Genomic DNA, 14,624 nt, shown 5'->3' on the forward strand with positions numbered 1-14,624 from the left:
GGTCACAGTGGGATTGGCCCGACGGCGGAGAGTCGGGCAAGCAACATCATCCAACGCTCGCACAATGTCTCGCGCCACCGAGGGCCCGCCTGAGATTCGTATTCCACTGTACAAAAGAAGCGCGACGTTGATGGTTGCGGGAGCGGTTCTGCTGGCGTCCGGCCTGCTCGGCATCGGACTGTCGGAAGCGCTCGGCAGCGGTGTCTCCGTTGGAGATTGCGTGCTCGCCAGCGATTTCCACAAGAATCGAATCGCCGGACTGCACCCGACCAGTTGCGGCGACCCGGATGCGGTCTACGAACTGGCCGCGCGAGTGCGCTCGGGTCATACGTGCCCGGACGGCGAACTCGAGAAGTCGGTGTATTTCGTGCTCACCGAAGGGTTGCAAACTCTTTGCTTTGCACCCGATGTCATTGTGGGCACATGTTATCGGGTGCCGTTCGGCCACGATGAGAAGTATGAGATCACGCCAACCGATTGTGCGGACGCGACGTCCCCAGGGATCCCGTTACGTGTGACAGCGCGCTTCGATGGCATCGTTGACGGGGGCCGTTGTTCGCTAGTCCGGTCGGTCGTACCGCGACCAGCTCGCGTGGTGTGCTGGATCAACCATGTTCCGCCCCGATGACCTGCCGGACCGTTGGATGCAATCCAATTGTGCTGGTCCAACGATGATCCCGACATCTGATTGAAGACAGTGAGCGGCACAATGTTTCACTACGAGTGATCCCGTTCAGCGCCTTCGGCCATGCCGGGTTGTCCGTCCAATCGTTCAGCCTGATGCGCTTCCCACTCATATTGACCAAGCTCGTCGAGCCGCCAGTCGTCTACACCGAAGGCGCGGAAGGTGCGCTCTACGTGGAGCGTGCGGACGTCATTACCCGTTCCTCGGAGGCGATCACCGCCCTCGAACAGGTAGCGTTGACCGAAAGGGACACAAGGGTTCTGGTCCTGAAGATCGCGAAGGAGCACGCGGCGTGACTCACAACCCGCCCACCCGCATCTGGTTCAAGTCCACTCGCTCTGCCAAGCAAAACGAGTGCGTGGAAGTCTTTCTCGACAATGCACGTGTCGGCGTTCGCGACTCGAAGAACCGCGGTCCAGAGCTGTGGTTCACCAGCGAACAGTGGGATCGTTTCCTGGCCAGCGATATCTGGCACTCCTAACGCCGTAATTGCATGTACTCCGGCAGACGAGTCGAAGGGGAGCTCGCCCAGTCCTGCGCTGAATCTGGTTAGCGATCTTCATCAGGAGGGTGTGCGAACGAGTTTCCGGCCGTCATGACGAGGTGGGGCTGACTGGTTCCCGCAGTGTCCGCGGGTTAGGGTCGGGCGAGAGCCAGATCGACAGGGGGATGTGTGCAGCAACCATTTGACCAGCGTGCACCGTATCCGGAGCCAGCCGCGCCGAATCAGTCGGCGCAGCAATCGGGTCCGGGGGCGCCGATCGAGTGCACCTATGTGGCGGATTCTACGACCGCGCTGCGGTTGAGCCGGGCGATGGAGTTGGCGCGGTGGCGGTCGCCCCGGACTTGGGTGATGGTGGCCGTGTTGCCGCTTGTGATCATGTCCCGGCATATTTTCGATCTGATTACCGGTGCGGGCCAAGCGCATTCGGGGGTCTTCGGGATTCTCGGCGTCTACTTCGCTTTGCTCGTCCTGGCTGTGGTGATCGTCGCGCTCATTACCGGAGTGCGCATGATGAAACGGAATCCGCTGGTCACCGCCTACGCTTCCGCTGGGATGCCCATGGGGGTGCGGTACTCCCCTGGGACAATGGAAGTATCGCTGGCGAGCGAGATCAGGACGATCGACTATCCCGGAATCAAGGATGTTGCGTTCTTCCGGCGCAGTGTGTTCATTCGTCCGGAAAACGGCCACGAGTTCGCGATACCCAGGGAACTGGTTCCGGAATTCGCTGCGGAACTGCTTCGTTCGGGTGGAGTCGGGACGCAAATCCCAAGTGGGGGTGTGGATCCCGCAACACCGACAAGCGCACGGACCCGCCGTCAGCGGTGGGTCGTTCCAGTCCTGACAGCGGCGGCGGTGATAGCAATCGCCGTGGGTCTCTTAACCACCATCGGGATTGTGGCGCTCAAAAACGATGGCGACGGCCGGACATCAATCGCGACCAACGAACATGCGTTCGGAGGTGACGTTGTGCTCGATGCGGTGACGCGCACGCTGTACGTCACCAATAAGGATGCCAGCGCCGCCGGGCCTGAATCGGCCGGCACACTCTCGGTCGTCGATTTATCCAGCAATACGGTCACCGCGACGGTCCCACTCCCCACAGGAACTCCTCAGGGAATTGCGCTGGACTCGAGTACACGCACCGTCTATGTCCTCAGCGTCTCGAACTACACACCGACAGGCTCGGGTGTCGTCACGATCATCGATGCTGCGACCAATACAGTGACCGCCACGGTCCCCATAGACCGAAGGTCATTCTGGCTTGCGGTCGATGAAAGCACCCACACCACTTATGTTCTCAACGAGACCAACATGGGCACCGCCCAACCGCAGTACGCTGCCGCCGACAGCCTCTCCGTGATTCCTCCGGGCTCGACCGTGGCAAATGCTCCGGTGCCCACCAGCATTGGGCCGAAGGGTATCGTCATCGACTCACATACCGCGTATGTGGCGAACCTTTTGGACATCCAAGTCATCGATCTGGCGACGAACAAGCGGATTACATCTGTTCCCTTGCCATTTACTGTCGAGTTGATGCTGGCCGATCACGACACTCGAACGATCTGTGCAGTGAGCGAGGATGGCAGGATTGCGATGATCGACGCCCGCTCCGCGACAGTCACCAAGACTCTTGACGGGCTCGGAAGGGGCAGTGGTACACGCGACCGCCGACTCGAGGGGTTGGCATTCGATTCTGCTGCGAACACGTTGTACCTTTCGAGCTTCGAAGACAACACCGTCACAGCCATTGATACCGTGACCGGCGAGATCACGGACACTCTGTCGATTCGTTTGCCGTACGGTATTGCGGTCGACCCGCGTACACACACCTTATATGCATACAGCGCAGGCAAGGTCGTGGTCATCCCGCGGAAGGGGTCATAGCCGGGGCGGCTGCTGCCCTTGTGTTTTCGGTCAGCCGCGCTCGTCCTTGATCGCACGGATGATCGCGGCAATGTAGTTGTTGATTACCGAGATGAACCGGGATTCGTCTACCGCGAGAGCCTGTTCGGGGTTTTCGGTGATGACGTAGCGACCATCCTCTGCGAGGTCGCGGTAGCGCACCAGATGGCGTGTGATGCCGCGGGGGCCGAAGACCGAGCTTCCTTGCACGATATAGATATCTCCGGCGGTAGTCGCTGGAGCTGTCAGGAACTCCTTTGTCTTCGATACCGCGGTGTCAGGGCCCGCGGCGACTGCGGAGCGACCGTAGTCGTGATCGAGGTCCTGATCCCGGGTTGCCAGCGTGATATCACCCCGGCTACCGCGTTCGACGGTTGGTGTGGCATCGACAACGGCATCGGCGAGTCTGATCGGATCGCACTCAACCATCGTGTATCCGCCCCGTCGCCAGTATGTAGCACCTGGAAGCTGCGTGATTACATATCCCTTCGGGCCCTTCCTGGTTGCGAGCACACGGACCTGAGAATTCGTGCCCCACAGGTCCGCCTCGCTCCATCCATAGGTGGTCAAGTAGAGGTCCGGGTTAGCCAGGGCTTCGAAGGCGGATTCGAGGTCGGTGCTCTTGAGCTTGTGGCCCAGGCTGTCTCGTGCCTCCCGAAGTTCCTTCTGGAAGTCCGCTGCAGTCCTGGTGGCTGAGGTGAAGGTAAACGGCTCAGGTGGTTCTTCTCCGGCCCGGTCCTTCCAAAGGACATAGAATTCGGCTTCGGTGAACTGCCACATTCGTGTCATTTTTCCGCCACCGGCTTTACTGCGGCAGGTACCTCGCCGAGTGCCTCTTCGAGATGCTCACCGGCATTGAGATATTGGGCCCGCTTGTACTCCTTACCCTGCCCCTGGGACGCAGCGGACATCGGCGATCCACCCATCGGGCTGGACGACCCGCCCGTGGTCCCGGCAGTAGAAGTCGTGGCCAGTCCGGCACGGGAGGTCGTCGTCTCCTCCTCGGTAGTCGAAGCCGGAGTTGCGGCACGAGGGAACAGCTGACTCTTAGGCGTTTGAGGGCTACCAGGGCTGCCGGGGCTACCTCCGGTGGGGCTACCTCCGGTGGGGCTACCTCCAGTGGGCTGCCCGGATGGATTGTCGCCGTTGGGGATCAGACCCAATTGTTGCAATTCCTGGTTCAGGAGGGACTGGACCTTGTCCGTTGTGGTGTCCGTTGTGGTCTTCGTGATGGACTGCAAGCCCGTTTGAATTGCTGATGCCACCTTCTCAACGGCCGATTCAGCCGCTGTGATGCCTGCTTGCAGGGCCGTGCTGCCCTGTGTAATCAGAGTCTGGAGAGTCTGCTGGGTTTGATCGGTCGTGGTGGTGGGATTCGACGGGTTGGTGGTCGTAGGATTTGGATTCGCCGGGTCAGTGGTTGTGGGATTCGGATTAGTTGGAGTGGTGGTGTCGAGTTTGGGGGTCTGAGTTGTTGGAACGCCACTCGGCGAAGGGTTCCCATTTCCTTGATTTACCGGAGGTACGGTGATCGTCGGCGCCTGCACGGTGACCGCAGCTTTAGCCGGGGGAATTATAGGAATTGCGCCGCTGGAATCCTTTACGCCTTCTGCATACCAGGCATCCCAGGCTTGGCGCATGTCCCGCATTCCGTCATCGACTTTTTTCTGAGTGTAGCTATTGGAGTAAGGGTACGTTTTGGAAATGCTCTCGTACGGCAGGAAGTTCTGCAACTTCTTGACCCAGCCCTGAACAATGACGAGATTGGCGCTCATCAGCTCCATGGAGCTGCTCAACTTTTCAAGATTGGTAAGATAATTTTGAACTGCATCCTTGGCCTTCTTTGCCGCTGGTGATGCCCAGATCGTATCTACGGCCGAGGTTTTTCCCTGGTAATCGGAGAGGTATTTATTGGCCGCGCTTTTGAAGGTCGCAGATTGCACTTTCACGTACGTCTGGGCTGCGTGCCAGGATTGCGCGTAGGACTCGAGATCTCCGATAACCTTTGAGTCTTTGATATATTGCCAGTGGTTGTGAAAGTCGTCCCACTCGTATTGGGAGCCGTATTCTGGTTCAATGTGCACTGGGTCGAGATCGAGACCCTTCGTCAGATCGGTGAGCAGTTTCTTTACTTGATCTGTGTCGGACAATTTATTGGTATAGTCAATTTTGGCGGTGCCGGACCAACTGTATCCGTCATCCACATCGTCCCAATTTGGGTCCCAATTCGATTGACCCCAACCGGTCATCTTTACGGCATCGACGTGGATTGAACTTCCCGGTTTTGTGAGGCCTGGCTGCCCACTGCCCGAGCAATAATTTTGGAATGCGCTGGACAGCTGCTGATCACTCGGCGTGTTATTTCGTATGGCATCTGCAGCTGCTTGATCCTGGACTTTAAATAATGCCCCCGCTGCGACAAATGTCTGGCCCATGTCGGTGAGGATGGTTTTGTGATCTTTCAACACGTTATCGACGAGATTATTTGCGGCCGCGTTCAATTTTGCTGCGAGCTGCGCGCCTGAATCTCGCTGATTGAGCGATTGGAGGTTTCTGGCATTCGAAACCGATTGCAGGGCCATATCAATGACTTGAAGCATATTGCCGCACTGATTGGCCATCTCCTCGGCAGCTGCAGGGTTGAAGTAGACGCCCTTGGAGGCGTCGCCGTCGAACCCACCGCCGCGGGCGTCGGTCTTGAGACCAGTGAAGGCGTTGTCTGAGTCGTCCATCAGTATCCCCTCCCTAGTGGATCTGTTCGCAGCGTAACCAGTGACGTGGTGTGATGCCTACCGTGCCCCTACGCCTAGTACAGCGCACAGGTATCGTGCATGTTCACTTGGCGGTGGCAGTCCACATCGGCACCGCTGTGCTGCAACGCGATCCGCTTCGATATCACCTAGAGTTCCCTCGGGTGAGTAGCTTTCAGCCGGTGCGGGGTGGGTCACCAGGTCGCGATGTTACTGCCAGTCGGGTTATAGGGGCACTGCTTCTTACGATCGCCGGATTGGTGCTTGTCGCTTCGTTTTTGACGTTGGCCAGCGTGAACCTGCCCTCTCATAAGTTCGAGTTTCGAGCCTGGGTCTCCGATTCCGGTGGGGTGCGCCTGCTCGGTGTTGCGCTTGTACTGTGCAGTGTCATCGCCGGCCTTGCGGGGACTCTGTTGATCGTTCACGCGGGCGCGCGCAGTCCCTTCGCGCTGTGGCTCGCCGGTGTGGGCTCGGGATCGGCGGTCGGGATTTCCTCGACAGTTGTGCTCGGGCTGGCGTCGAGTCGGATCAAAGCCGGAAGCGGCCTGCGCCTCGAATTCGGTGCCGGCTTCTGGCTTCTGGTCCTTGTATCGGTGCTATCCCTGGCGACGGTGGTCACCGGGATAGCGGGACTCGCGCGGACGGGCCCACCGTCTGTTCCTGGTGGAGGCGCGGCTGACCGGGTTGCGGGTGTGTTTCTGGTGTTGGCGACTGTGCTGGCAATCGGTGGCGCATATCAGACGGTGACCCAATATGGCGGCTCCGTAATTCCCTACTGGTTCTACGAACTGATCGCCGCCGGTCTTTTTGCGATCGGTGTGGCGATCCTCCTGTTCGTCGGGTACGGAATGCGCAGTGGGCTGGTGCGTATGAGTGGATCTGTTGCCGCGGGAGTCATTTTCGGCATAGCTATGACCGTCGTGCTGGACTCCGTCTTCACCAGGCACGGCGTGCATATCGAGAATCTCGATATCGGCGAGGGGCTACTCGTCATGGCCGTACCGATGTCGTTCGCCGCGATTGTCGCCAGTCTGGTTTCGACATCGGCGACACCCCGGACTCCTGCGGCCTTTCGTCCACCGCCCCCGCCCGCCTTCCCCGCACCCTCGTGGCCGAATCAACCTGCGGCACAGCACTTCCAGGTTCAAGCCCCGCGCATGGCGAAGGTGTACGACGGTCGCGGCGTGGACGGTCGCCCGACCATCGATCGGCCGACCCTCAACCCGAACACGCGCACCGCCGTGCTGGCGTATCTGGAGTCCGCGCCGGTGGTGTTATCCGCACGGAGTCTCGACGAGGACGAGTTCGCGCCTGGACAGCGTGATGTGCCATTGAACTTCCGCACCGATGGTGTGTGGGTTTGGTCGGGAGCGGTACCGCACTATCTGCACAAGCATGGGCTTCCGCCCGAGCCGGAGCTGGTGCGACACATTGTTGCTCGCGGCTTCCAAATCCGTGATGTGGATGACGCCACAAAAGATCTGGCGGTTCGCATGATCACAGGCACGTGAGGTTGATCGGCCACGGAGGAGACTGTGATCGCGAGAAGTGGCCTTGAATATCGGTGGAGATCGAAAACGTCGTATGGTATCTCTACGCATAGCTAACTTGAGGGGAGTTCGGCATGACCGACGCGGGGGCGGTGGGTTCTGATGCTGCTGGGCAGGATTGGGCTTCGGTCACGGCGGCGTCGCCATCTGGGGCGATCCGGATGAAAGTCACAGAGCAGGGGCTTCCCCTTGCTGTGAAGGTCGATGCGGCTGAGCTGCATAGGGATCCATCACAGTTGGCGGCGGAGATGCTGCGGTTGTGTCAGCGCGCAGCGGCCCGTGCCGGTCTCGCCAAGCGGAAGCAGCTCCAGGAAGCCGGGATGAGTGCTGCCGCGCTTGCCCGGACCGGCCTCCCCACTGAGGCTGACGTCGCTCGACAGGAGATTGTCGAGGAGCAGGACTACGATACTGAGCCGCAGAGTTGGCTTCGGACTGTGTGAGGAGGGGGACGCGTGGTCGGGTCTATGGATGAGCTCGAGGAGCGGGTTCGTCGGCAGCTGTACAGGTTTCAGGATCTGGCGGAGCAGATGGCCGCGGTTCGGGGGCGGGAGACCTCCGAGGACGGCGCTGTGATGGCCGAGGTCGACGGGAACGGGGCGCTGCGGGATCTGCAGTTCGGGCACGCTATTTCGCGGATGACGCCGGAGGATTTCGAGCGGGTCGTGGTGACGACGTCGGCTGCTGCGGCGCGTGCGGCGTTCGAGCGGCGCGCCGAGATCGTCAACCGGTTCAATGAGGAGATGGCCGGGTAGACCGGTCTGTTAACGCAGTCTTGCGCCAGAATTTGCGTTTTACTGTCTGGCACAACCAATTTCGTGCTTGTACTGTCACTCGAGATCGATGTACCTGGGAGGGACCACCGATGGCTGATCATGTGAAGGCAGAGTTCGAACCGATTTTGCAGTACGGCACCCAGCATGCCGGGATTGCGGCGCAGCTTGCGGGGGCGGCCGCGGCCGACTCGGTGAGCGCGCTCGCCTCGGCGGTGCCGATGTTCGGATTGATCGGCCAGGACTTCCTATTGGCATTCGCGGGGGCGCAGGGGACGTACCTGTCGTCGGCGGCGGAAATCGCTGCCGTGCATGCGGAGACAGCGGTCAGTGCGGCGTCTGCCGTCGCCACCTACTCGACCACTGAGCTGGCTTCGGCGACGACCTTCCTCAGCAACCTGTGACCGAATCCGTCGGTGTAGTGACCACGACACCGAGTCCCACCGTGCTGGACGTTATTCGTACCAGTCCGGCTGGGGCTCTGGTGGATACGCCGGTGTCCGATGTGATCAGTGGATTGGGGTTGCCGCAGCTGCCGCAACTCCCGGCGATCACATTGCCGGATCTGTCCGGGTTTCAGATGCCGACGCTGCCGACCATCGATCCCACGACGCTGATTCAGCCGGCGATCAGCCTGCTGTCCTCGATGGGCAGCGGCGCCGCCAGCATGGGCACCGAACTGGTTTCGATCTTCTCCTCGGTCAGCAAGGCGCTCACCTCCGCGGCCAGTACGAGTTCGGCAGCGACCGCTACCGTCTCGAACAGCTGGCAGGGCGACTCGGCGAACGCCGCGCAGGTCAAGAGCAACGAGGTCGAGACGGTCATTCCGACGGTCGACGCGCAGGGCCAGCAGCTGAAGGTGATCCTGCTCAACGCCGAAGCGACTGTCGCGGAAGGGTATGCGGAACTCTCCGCACTCATCGCGCGGTTCACCGCGGAGGTGATGGCGGGCATCGCATTCCTGGTCACGCCGGCCGGACTGCCGTACTTGATCACCATGGCCACGGACGCGTTGTCCGAGGCGGGGGTCATTACCGCCAAAACCCGTGGCCAACTGACCGTTCACACCGCCGAGGTCACCGCTGCCGGACTGAAGATTCCGGTGCCCGGTGCGCCCAATGCCGCCGATGTGGCGTCGCTGGCGAACCAGGTGACGCAGGCGGTGCAGCCGTTCCTGAGCGTCGGTTCGACCGCCGTACAGAAGGTTGTGGAAAAGGGCAGCGAAGTGGTGTCCGCCGGTTCGACCGCGGCGAGCAGCATCAGCTCTGCCGGTCAATCCGTGGTCAGTGCCTTGACCACGAACACCAGCAAAGACACCACCACGACCAACAAAGACACGACCACCACGAACAAGGACACGACCACCACCGACGGCAAGCCGGTCGACACCACCACGCTGAAGACCGACGACACCACAAGTGGCGGAGGCATTCCCGGTGGCATGCCGATGGGGTCGGGACTGAACAGCAGCCCGCTGAGCCCGTACTCCGGCAAGATGCCGAGCGGTGAGGGCCTGGGCTCCGGTTCGCCGGTCTCACGCGTCAGCAGCAATAACAACGAGACCCAAACCCGTTCCACCACAAGCATGCCCGGCGGTATGGGCAGCGGCGCGGGCCTGGCCAACAAGGGTGAAACCGAATCGAGCGGCGAGCGCACCGCTCTGGTCACCGGCGCGCACGGCGACGAAGTGGTCGGCGTCATCGAAGGTGTATCGATTCCGGTGGTCGGCGCGGTGGAACCCGTCGACGAACCACCGGACAAAGCGCTCACGCTCTGAAAACGCAGGGGTAACAGGAGGATTGGCATGAGCACCAACGATTTCGAAGGCGTGCGTTTCGATGCGTCGAGCGCACTGCAGGCCGCCACACAGCTGGACGCCCTCGCCGATCGCATCGCGAACGGTATGAGCGTCGAACAGGCGAAGCTGGAGATCGCCCCCGCCGGGGCCGATGAGGTCTCCGTGCGCGCCGCCCAGACGCTGAACACGGTCGCCGCCTCGTTCCAGACCTCCGGTACGTCCGGGGTCGACGAGGTCCGCAAGCTGGCCGCCGCGCTGCGCGCGCAGGTCGGTCAGTTCGGGCAGGTCGAGGAGCAGAGCGTCCTCGGCTTCGCGGTCTGAGGAGCGCCGTAGCCGATGCTGGAACCGACGATTCCCGGCTTCACCGGGCAGATCTGGGAAGCCAGACCGCCCGAGCAGCTGGCGCGCGACCTGGTGACGGGGGTGGGCGCGGTGCCCGCCGCCGAAGCCGGGCTCGCGTGGGCGCGCGTCAGCGCCGGATTCGCCGCGGCCGCCATCGATTACGAGCGCATTCTCGAAAACCTGAGCAGCGCATGGGAATCGACGAACAGCAAGCAGTTCATCGAGCGCATTCGTGCCCTGCGTGACTGGTTCGCCACCTCCGCGGCGGAGGCGGCCAATAACGCCGCCCAGGCCGAATCGCACGCCGCCGCATACGAAATCGCGCGCCTGGCGATGCCGGACGCCGATGACGTCGAGAAGCTCAAGCACCTGCGCGAGATGCTCGAACAGCTCGGTACCGCCATCGGCGCACCCATGCTCGCCAAGCTCGCACAGACCGACACCGACTCCGATACGGTGAAAGCCGTTGCGGCACGGGTGATGCGGACCTACGAGGGCGCGACGGAAACGTTGGCGACACCGTGGGAGCACCAGGCCGCGCCGGAGATCACCGCGGGCATGACCACGACTCAGAGTGTGCCGCAGGTGGATCCGGAGACGGTGACACCTGAAATGCCCAGCATGCCGAGCATCCCGCTGGGGTCGTTCAATATGCCGCCTGTCATTACCGCGTTCCAGCAGCGTGGGGTTACCGAGGTCAACTCGAACACCACGCAAAGGGTTGTGGTGCAACCGGTTACGGTGCAGCAGAGCGGATCGGTGCCGATGTCGCCCGGCGCGATGTCGCCGCAAGGTCAGGACGAGGGCGAGCACACCACCCGCTCCGGTCTGACAGCGCCCGCCGGCGATGAGGAACTCGGCCTCACCTCGGGGATGCAGGTCGCGCCCGCAGTGCTCGGCGGACTCGATCCCAATGCGCAGCAGCGCGTTCCGGATATCGCGTTCAACGCGGGGAGTACGGGAACCGAGAATGCGAGCCCCGCCGCACCGGCCGCTCCCGCCGCGACTGCGGAGGCCACGCCATGACGACTCTCACCAATGACAGCGTCATAGCGCTTGCCGCCCAGCTCGGTGTACAGACCCTGCCCCTGGTTCTCTATATTGGCCCGCAACAGGATTCATACACCGAATGGAACGCAGGTCAGGAACGCGCCCGCGCCGAGTTGCGCGCCGCCCGCATCATGGATGGCCGAGGCGACATCGATCCAGACACGGCCACAACGCTTTTCGTGCTCGCCCAGCCGGATTGTGAACTGGCCGCGCGCATTCACACGAGCGACGGTCAGGTCCGGGTGTGTATCGCCCGCCGGGCCGAGGACACCGTAGTGGCGATCCGTCGCGGCGATAACCTCGATATCCGCTCGATCTGGACGGACGGCGGCGGCGATTCACTCGCGCGCCCCATACTCGACGCACTAGGAGCGTTCCCTCCGGCGGAGGTCGCGAGCTTCAGCGCGCTCTCCACGGATCTGAGCGAACGCTTCGACACCGCAACAACTTCCGAAGACTTCGCGAGTGCCGTCTACAGCCTCGGTGTCGCCGACAACGATGCCACCGTGTACGGCCTCGCGCTCGCATCCACCCATGCTTACGCCGAAGTGGTGGCCTATGCCTACGCCGACGGCGTGACTGATCGATCGCCGGGGGCCGTCGTGGTGTATGACACCGCACGGGGTCGCATTGTGGCCGCACCCGGGGTCGCTCCGGATCAGCAGGTCTGGTCCACGTTGACACCGGGCACCGATCACCGTGTCGCACAGGCGATCTCGGGCCTGATCGACACGTTGCCCGGGGGAAGGTGGCTGTCGTAATCCACATGTGACCAGGCAGCTGATCCACTCCGAATCGGGTGATGCAGACCCGCATCGCTCGGCGCGTTCCATCGAAAAACACCGAAGTAGAGGGAAACATTATGAGCGGCAATAGCGTTCAGTCAGAACACGATGTAGCCGGCAAGGCGCAGGGCCACATGGCCGACGTGGTCGCCTCCGTCAAGGCGATCCTGGCCAAGGTCACCACCTCCGTCGATTCCTCGCGTCCCGGCTTCAAGGGCGTCGCTGCGGTGGCGTTCAACCAGGCCGCCGACGCCTGGGATGGGGAGAACAAGCGCCTGAACGACATCCTGAACTCGATCGAGCAGCAGGTTGGCACCGGTGTCGCGTCGTTCCGTCACCTGGATGCCGAGAACGAGGCTGGCTTCAAGACCCTCACCAACCTCTGATCGATCCACTGAGATTCACCCGAAAACCAGCTTTGGAGGAATGACACATGTCTGATGAAATGCTGTATGACCAGGCGACAATCACCACCCTGGTGTCCGATCTCAAGGAGCAGTTCGGTCAGCTGACCGCTGCCGGCCAGGACATGGAAGACGCAGCCAACAAGCTCGAGGCGGCGTGGGCGAACAACAGCGCGCTGGAGGGATTCCAGGGAGTGCACTCCAACTGGAAGAACGAGTACGCGGACTCGCTCCACACGCTCAACCAGGTTGCCATCGCGGTCGAGAACGCGATGCAGTCCGCCCTCGGCGCCGACAAGAAGATCGGCGACGGCTTCGGCGGTATCTGAGACCACCGGGTTCTCTCCCACAGCGCACCCCGCTGGTTCAGTGGGGTGCGCTGTCGGATGCCCACCTCGGTAGTCTCCCGCTTGTAAATATCGTTCTGACGGAGGTCCAGTGCCAGCCCAGTTGACCACCAAGGCCCAGGTCAATGGGTATCGTTTCCTGTTGCGCCGCTTGGACCACGCCTTGGTCCGCCGTGATGTGCGCATGCTGCACGACCCCATGCGGGCGCAGTTCCGGTCGCTGTTCTCCGGCGCGATTCTCGCGTTGCTGGTGGTCGCCGGTTGCACGATCATGGCTTTCATCCGGCCGCAGGGTTCCATCGGCGATGCGAATATCGTCATGGGCAAGGACAGCGGTGCGCTGTACGCGGTCGTCCGGGACAAGAACGACAAGACCAAGATGACGCTGTATCCAGCGTTGAATCTTGCTTCGGCCCGGTTGATTACGGGTACCGCCGAATCTCCCAAGTCCGTCAAGGACGCCAAACTGAACTCTGTGCCGCGTGGTCCGATCCTCGGCATTCCCGGCGCACCATCCGCTCTGCCGGGTTCCTCGCAGGGAGATCGGTCGCAGTGGACGATCTGCGACACCGTGCAATTGTCCGCCTCCGGCGGCGCCGCTTCCTCCTCCGGGGCTACGACCACCGCGATCGCGGGCGAAATCGAGCTGAGTGAGCGGGTCAAGCAGGCCGACGCCGGTACCGCCCTGCTGGTACGCGGTGTGGACAAGACGACCAATGTCGAAAAGAAGTACCTGATCTACGACGGTAAGCGGGCCGAGGTCGATGTCCAGGACTCCGTCATGTCGCCCTCGTTGAATCTGGCCGGGCAGCGGCCGCGGCCGATCACCACCGGTCTGCTCGGCGCGGCAATCGAAGTGCCGCCGCTGGTTCCGCCGAAGATTCCGAACGCAGGTGATTCTGGTCCGGGGCGACTCAGCAGTGTGCCCGTCGGCGGTGTCATTCGGGTCGCGGCATTGAGCGGCTCCGGCAAATCGGAGCTCTATGTCGTGCTTTCCAATGGCGTCCAACAGATTTCGGCGTTCACCTCCGATGTGATCCGCCGCGCCGACTCGCAGAAGATGGACGACATCAAGTCGGTGACACCGGATCTGCTCGCCGGGATTCCCATCCTGCATGATTTGCCTGTCGATGATTTCCCCGGCACCGCGCCGAAGATCATTACCGCGGAAGACAATCCGGTCGCCTGCATCACCTGGGCCAAGACCAAGGCCACCGGTCTGAAGGATGCCGACGTAACCGAGGGGCCCACCGACCGCGCCACAACCGCGTTGCTCGTCGGAACCCGTTTGCCGCTGTCGAATTCGGCAGTCCCGGTGACCTTGGCGGGTGCGAATGGCACCAAAGATGGCATCGACAGCGTGTATGTACCGCCGACCACCGGTGAATTCGTGCGCACGACCGGGATCGAACCCGGTAGTCAGCGTCGAGACAGTCTTTTTTATATCGCCGACAATGGAATCCGCTATGGCATACCGGATGTGGATACCGCTCAGTTGCTCGGACTGGGTGGCATACCCCGTCTAGCGCCCTGGGCGATTGTCGGGCAACTGGTTCCCGGTCCGATGCTCAGCAAGACCGATGCTCTGAGCAGCTACGATTCCCTGCCGACGTTGAGCAAATGAGGCGGTGCACAGCACTTTTCGGCGACGGTCGCGCCTGCATGCCCCAACTGTGACGTAATCCATGGCGAATGGCTCCGGCGTCCAGCCGATGTTAGATTGTCGCCGACCG

At 61.8% G+C, this 14,624-nt stretch carries 17 protein-coding genes; 15 read left to right on the forward strand and 2 right to left on the reverse strand.

What is annotated here, in order from left to right:
* Positions 1–64 precede the first annotated feature (64 nt).
* From GFY24_RS14535 to GFY24_RS14550, 4 genes are all read left to right on the forward strand, one after another.
* Positions 65–628, forward strand: a complete 564-nt coding sequence (locus GFY24_RS14535; RefSeq protein ID WP_153805594.1) for a hypothetical protein — start codon at positions 65–67, stop codon at positions 626–628.
* A gap of 59 nt (positions 629–687) precedes the next feature.
* Positions 688–981: a Scr1 family TA system antitoxin-like transcriptional regulator gene (locus GFY24_RS14540; protein ID WP_309230919.1), complete on the forward strand. Its 294-nt coding sequence runs from the start codon at positions 688–690 to the stop codon at positions 979–981.
* Positions 978–1,166 (forward strand): DUF397 domain-containing protein, encoded by a 189-nt coding sequence (locus GFY24_RS14545; protein ID WP_309230851.1) that lies wholly within the window; start codon positions 978–980, stop codon positions 1,164–1,166. Before GFY24_RS14540 ends, GFY24_RS14545 begins: the two co-directional genes overlap by 4 nt.
* Positions 1,167–1,358: 192 nt before the next feature.
* Entirely contained in the window at positions 1,359–3,077 is a 1,719-nt protein-coding gene (locus tag GFY24_RS14550; protein WP_153805596.1) for a YncE family protein, read from the forward strand.
* A gap of 30 nt (positions 3,078–3,107) precedes the next feature.
* On the opposite strand, the gene GFY24_RS14555 is transcribed toward GFY24_RS14550, so the two are convergent.
* Together GFY24_RS14555 and GFY24_RS14560 are read right to left on the reverse strand one after the other, a co-directional pair.
* Positions 3,108–3,875 (reverse strand): ESX secretion-associated protein EspG, encoded by a 768-nt coding sequence (locus tag GFY24_RS14555; protein WP_194852870.1) that lies wholly within the window; start codon positions 3,873–3,875, stop codon positions 3,108–3,110.
* A gap of 5 nt (positions 3,876–3,880) precedes the next feature.
* Positions 3,881–5,827 carry a hypothetical protein gene (locus GFY24_RS14560; protein WP_153805598.1) on the reverse strand — a complete coding sequence of 649 codons (1,947 nt, stop codon included), beginning with the start codon at positions 5,825–5,827 and terminating at the stop codon, positions 3,881–3,883.
* 719 nt (positions 5,828–6,546) lie between these two features.
* Here GFY24_RS14560 and GFY24_RS14565 point away from each other — a divergent pair.
* The 11 genes from GFY24_RS14565 (at position 6,547) to eccB (ending at position 14,515) form a co-directional block, all read left to right on the forward strand.
* Positions 6,547–7,356, forward strand: coding sequence for a hypothetical protein (locus tag GFY24_RS14565; RefSeq protein ID WP_153805599.1), 810 nt, complete (start codon positions 6,547–6,549; stop codon positions 7,354–7,356).
* Between the two features lie 113 nt (positions 7,357–7,469).
* On the forward strand, positions 7,470–7,835 hold the full coding sequence (locus tag GFY24_RS14570; protein ID WP_153805600.1) for a hypothetical protein: 366 nt from the start codon (positions 7,470–7,472) through the stop codon (positions 7,833–7,835).
* Positions 7,836–7,847: 12 nt separating this feature from the next.
* Complete coding sequence (locus GFY24_RS14575) at positions 7,848–8,147, forward strand: YbaB/EbfC family nucleoid-associated protein (RefSeq protein ID WP_309230852.1); 300 nt, start codon at positions 7,848–7,850, stop codon at positions 8,145–8,147.
* Positions 8,148–8,257: 110 nt separating this feature from the next.
* Entirely contained in the window at positions 8,258–8,569 is a 312-nt protein-coding gene (locus tag GFY24_RS14580) for a type VII secretion target (protein WP_153805601.1), read from the forward strand.
* A 17-nt stretch (positions 8,570–8,586) separates the two neighbouring features.
* Positions 8,587–9,942 carry a hypothetical protein gene (locus GFY24_RS14585; protein WP_153805602.1) on the forward strand — a complete coding sequence of 452 codons (1,356 nt, stop codon included), beginning with the start codon at positions 8,587–8,589 and terminating at the stop codon, positions 9,940–9,942.
* 27 nt (positions 9,943–9,969) lie between these two features.
* Positions 9,970–10,284: a PE family protein gene (locus GFY24_RS14590; RefSeq protein WP_153805603.1), complete on the forward strand. Its 315-nt coding sequence runs from the start codon at positions 9,970–9,972 to the stop codon at positions 10,282–10,284.
* A gap of 15 nt (positions 10,285–10,299) precedes the next feature.
* The gene (locus tag GFY24_RS14595; protein ID WP_153805604.1) at positions 10,300–11,331 is read left to right on the forward strand and encodes a PPE domain-containing protein; all 1,032 of its coding nucleotides are present in this window, start codon (positions 10,300–10,302) and stop codon (positions 11,329–11,331) included.
* Positions 11,328–12,116 carry an ESX secretion-associated protein EspG gene (locus GFY24_RS14600; protein WP_153805605.1) on the forward strand — a complete coding sequence of 263 codons (789 nt, stop codon included), beginning with the start codon at positions 11,328–11,330 and terminating at the stop codon, positions 12,114–12,116. The genes GFY24_RS14595 and GFY24_RS14600 overlap by 4 nt, the downstream gene beginning before the upstream one ends.
* Before the next feature lie 101 nt (positions 12,117–12,217).
* Positions 12,218–12,526 (forward strand): WXG100 family type VII secretion target, encoded by a 309-nt coding sequence (locus tag GFY24_RS14605; RefSeq protein ID WP_194852871.1) that lies wholly within the window; start codon positions 12,218–12,220, stop codon positions 12,524–12,526.
* 47 nt (positions 12,527–12,573) lie between these two features.
* Positions 12,574–12,873: a WXG100 family type VII secretion target gene (locus GFY24_RS14610; protein ID WP_153805607.1), complete on the forward strand. Its 300-nt coding sequence runs from the start codon at positions 12,574–12,576 to the stop codon at positions 12,871–12,873.
* A 109-nt stretch (positions 12,874–12,982) separates the two neighbouring features.
* On the forward strand, positions 12,983–14,515 hold the full coding sequence (gene eccB / locus GFY24_RS14615; RefSeq protein WP_309230853.1) for a type VII secretion protein EccB: 1,533 nt from the start codon (positions 12,983–12,985) through the stop codon (positions 14,513–14,515).
* The last annotated feature ends 109 nt before the right edge of the window (positions 14,516–14,624 follow it).

The organism is Nocardia sp. SYP-A9097, assembly GCF_009649815.1.
GTDB lineage: Bacteria > Actinomycetota > Actinomycetes > Mycobacteriales > Mycobacteriaceae > Nocardia.

Coding starts and splice junctions, on each gene's coding strand:
- GFY24_RS14580 (WP_153805601.1), top strand. CDS start 8,258: ATGGCTGATCATGTGAAGGCAGAGTTCGAACCGATTTTGCAGTACGGC.
- GFY24_RS14570 (WP_153805600.1), top strand. CDS start 7,470: ATGACCGACGCGGGGGCGGTGGGTTCTGATGCTGCTGGGCAGGATTGG.
- GFY24_RS14535 (WP_153805594.1), top strand. CDS start 65: ATGTCTCGCGCCACCGAGGGCCCGCCTGAGATTCGTATTCCACTGTAC.
- GFY24_RS14595 (WP_153805604.1), top strand. CDS start 10,300: ATGCTGGAACCGACGATTCCCGGCTTCACCGGGCAGATCTGGGAAGCC.
- GFY24_RS14560 (WP_153805598.1), bottom strand. CDS start 5,827: ATGGACGACTCAGACAACGCCTTCACTGGTCTCAAGACCGACGCCCGC.
- GFY24_RS14555 (WP_194852870.1), bottom strand. CDS start 3,875: ATGTGGCAGTTCACCGAAGCCGAATTCTATGTCCTTTGGAAGGACCGG.
- GFY24_RS14600 (WP_153805605.1), top strand. CDS start 11,328: ATGACGACTCTCACCAATGACAGCGTCATAGCGCTTGCCGCCCAGCTC.
- GFY24_RS14605 (WP_194852871.1), top strand. CDS start 12,218: ATGAGCGGCAATAGCGTTCAGTCAGAACACGATGTAGCCGGCAAGGCG.
- GFY24_RS14590 (WP_153805603.1), top strand. CDS start 9,970: ATGAGCACCAACGATTTCGAAGGCGTGCGTTTCGATGCGTCGAGCGCA.
- GFY24_RS14610 (WP_153805607.1), top strand. CDS start 12,574: ATGTCTGATGAAATGCTGTATGACCAGGCGACAATCACCACCCTGGTG.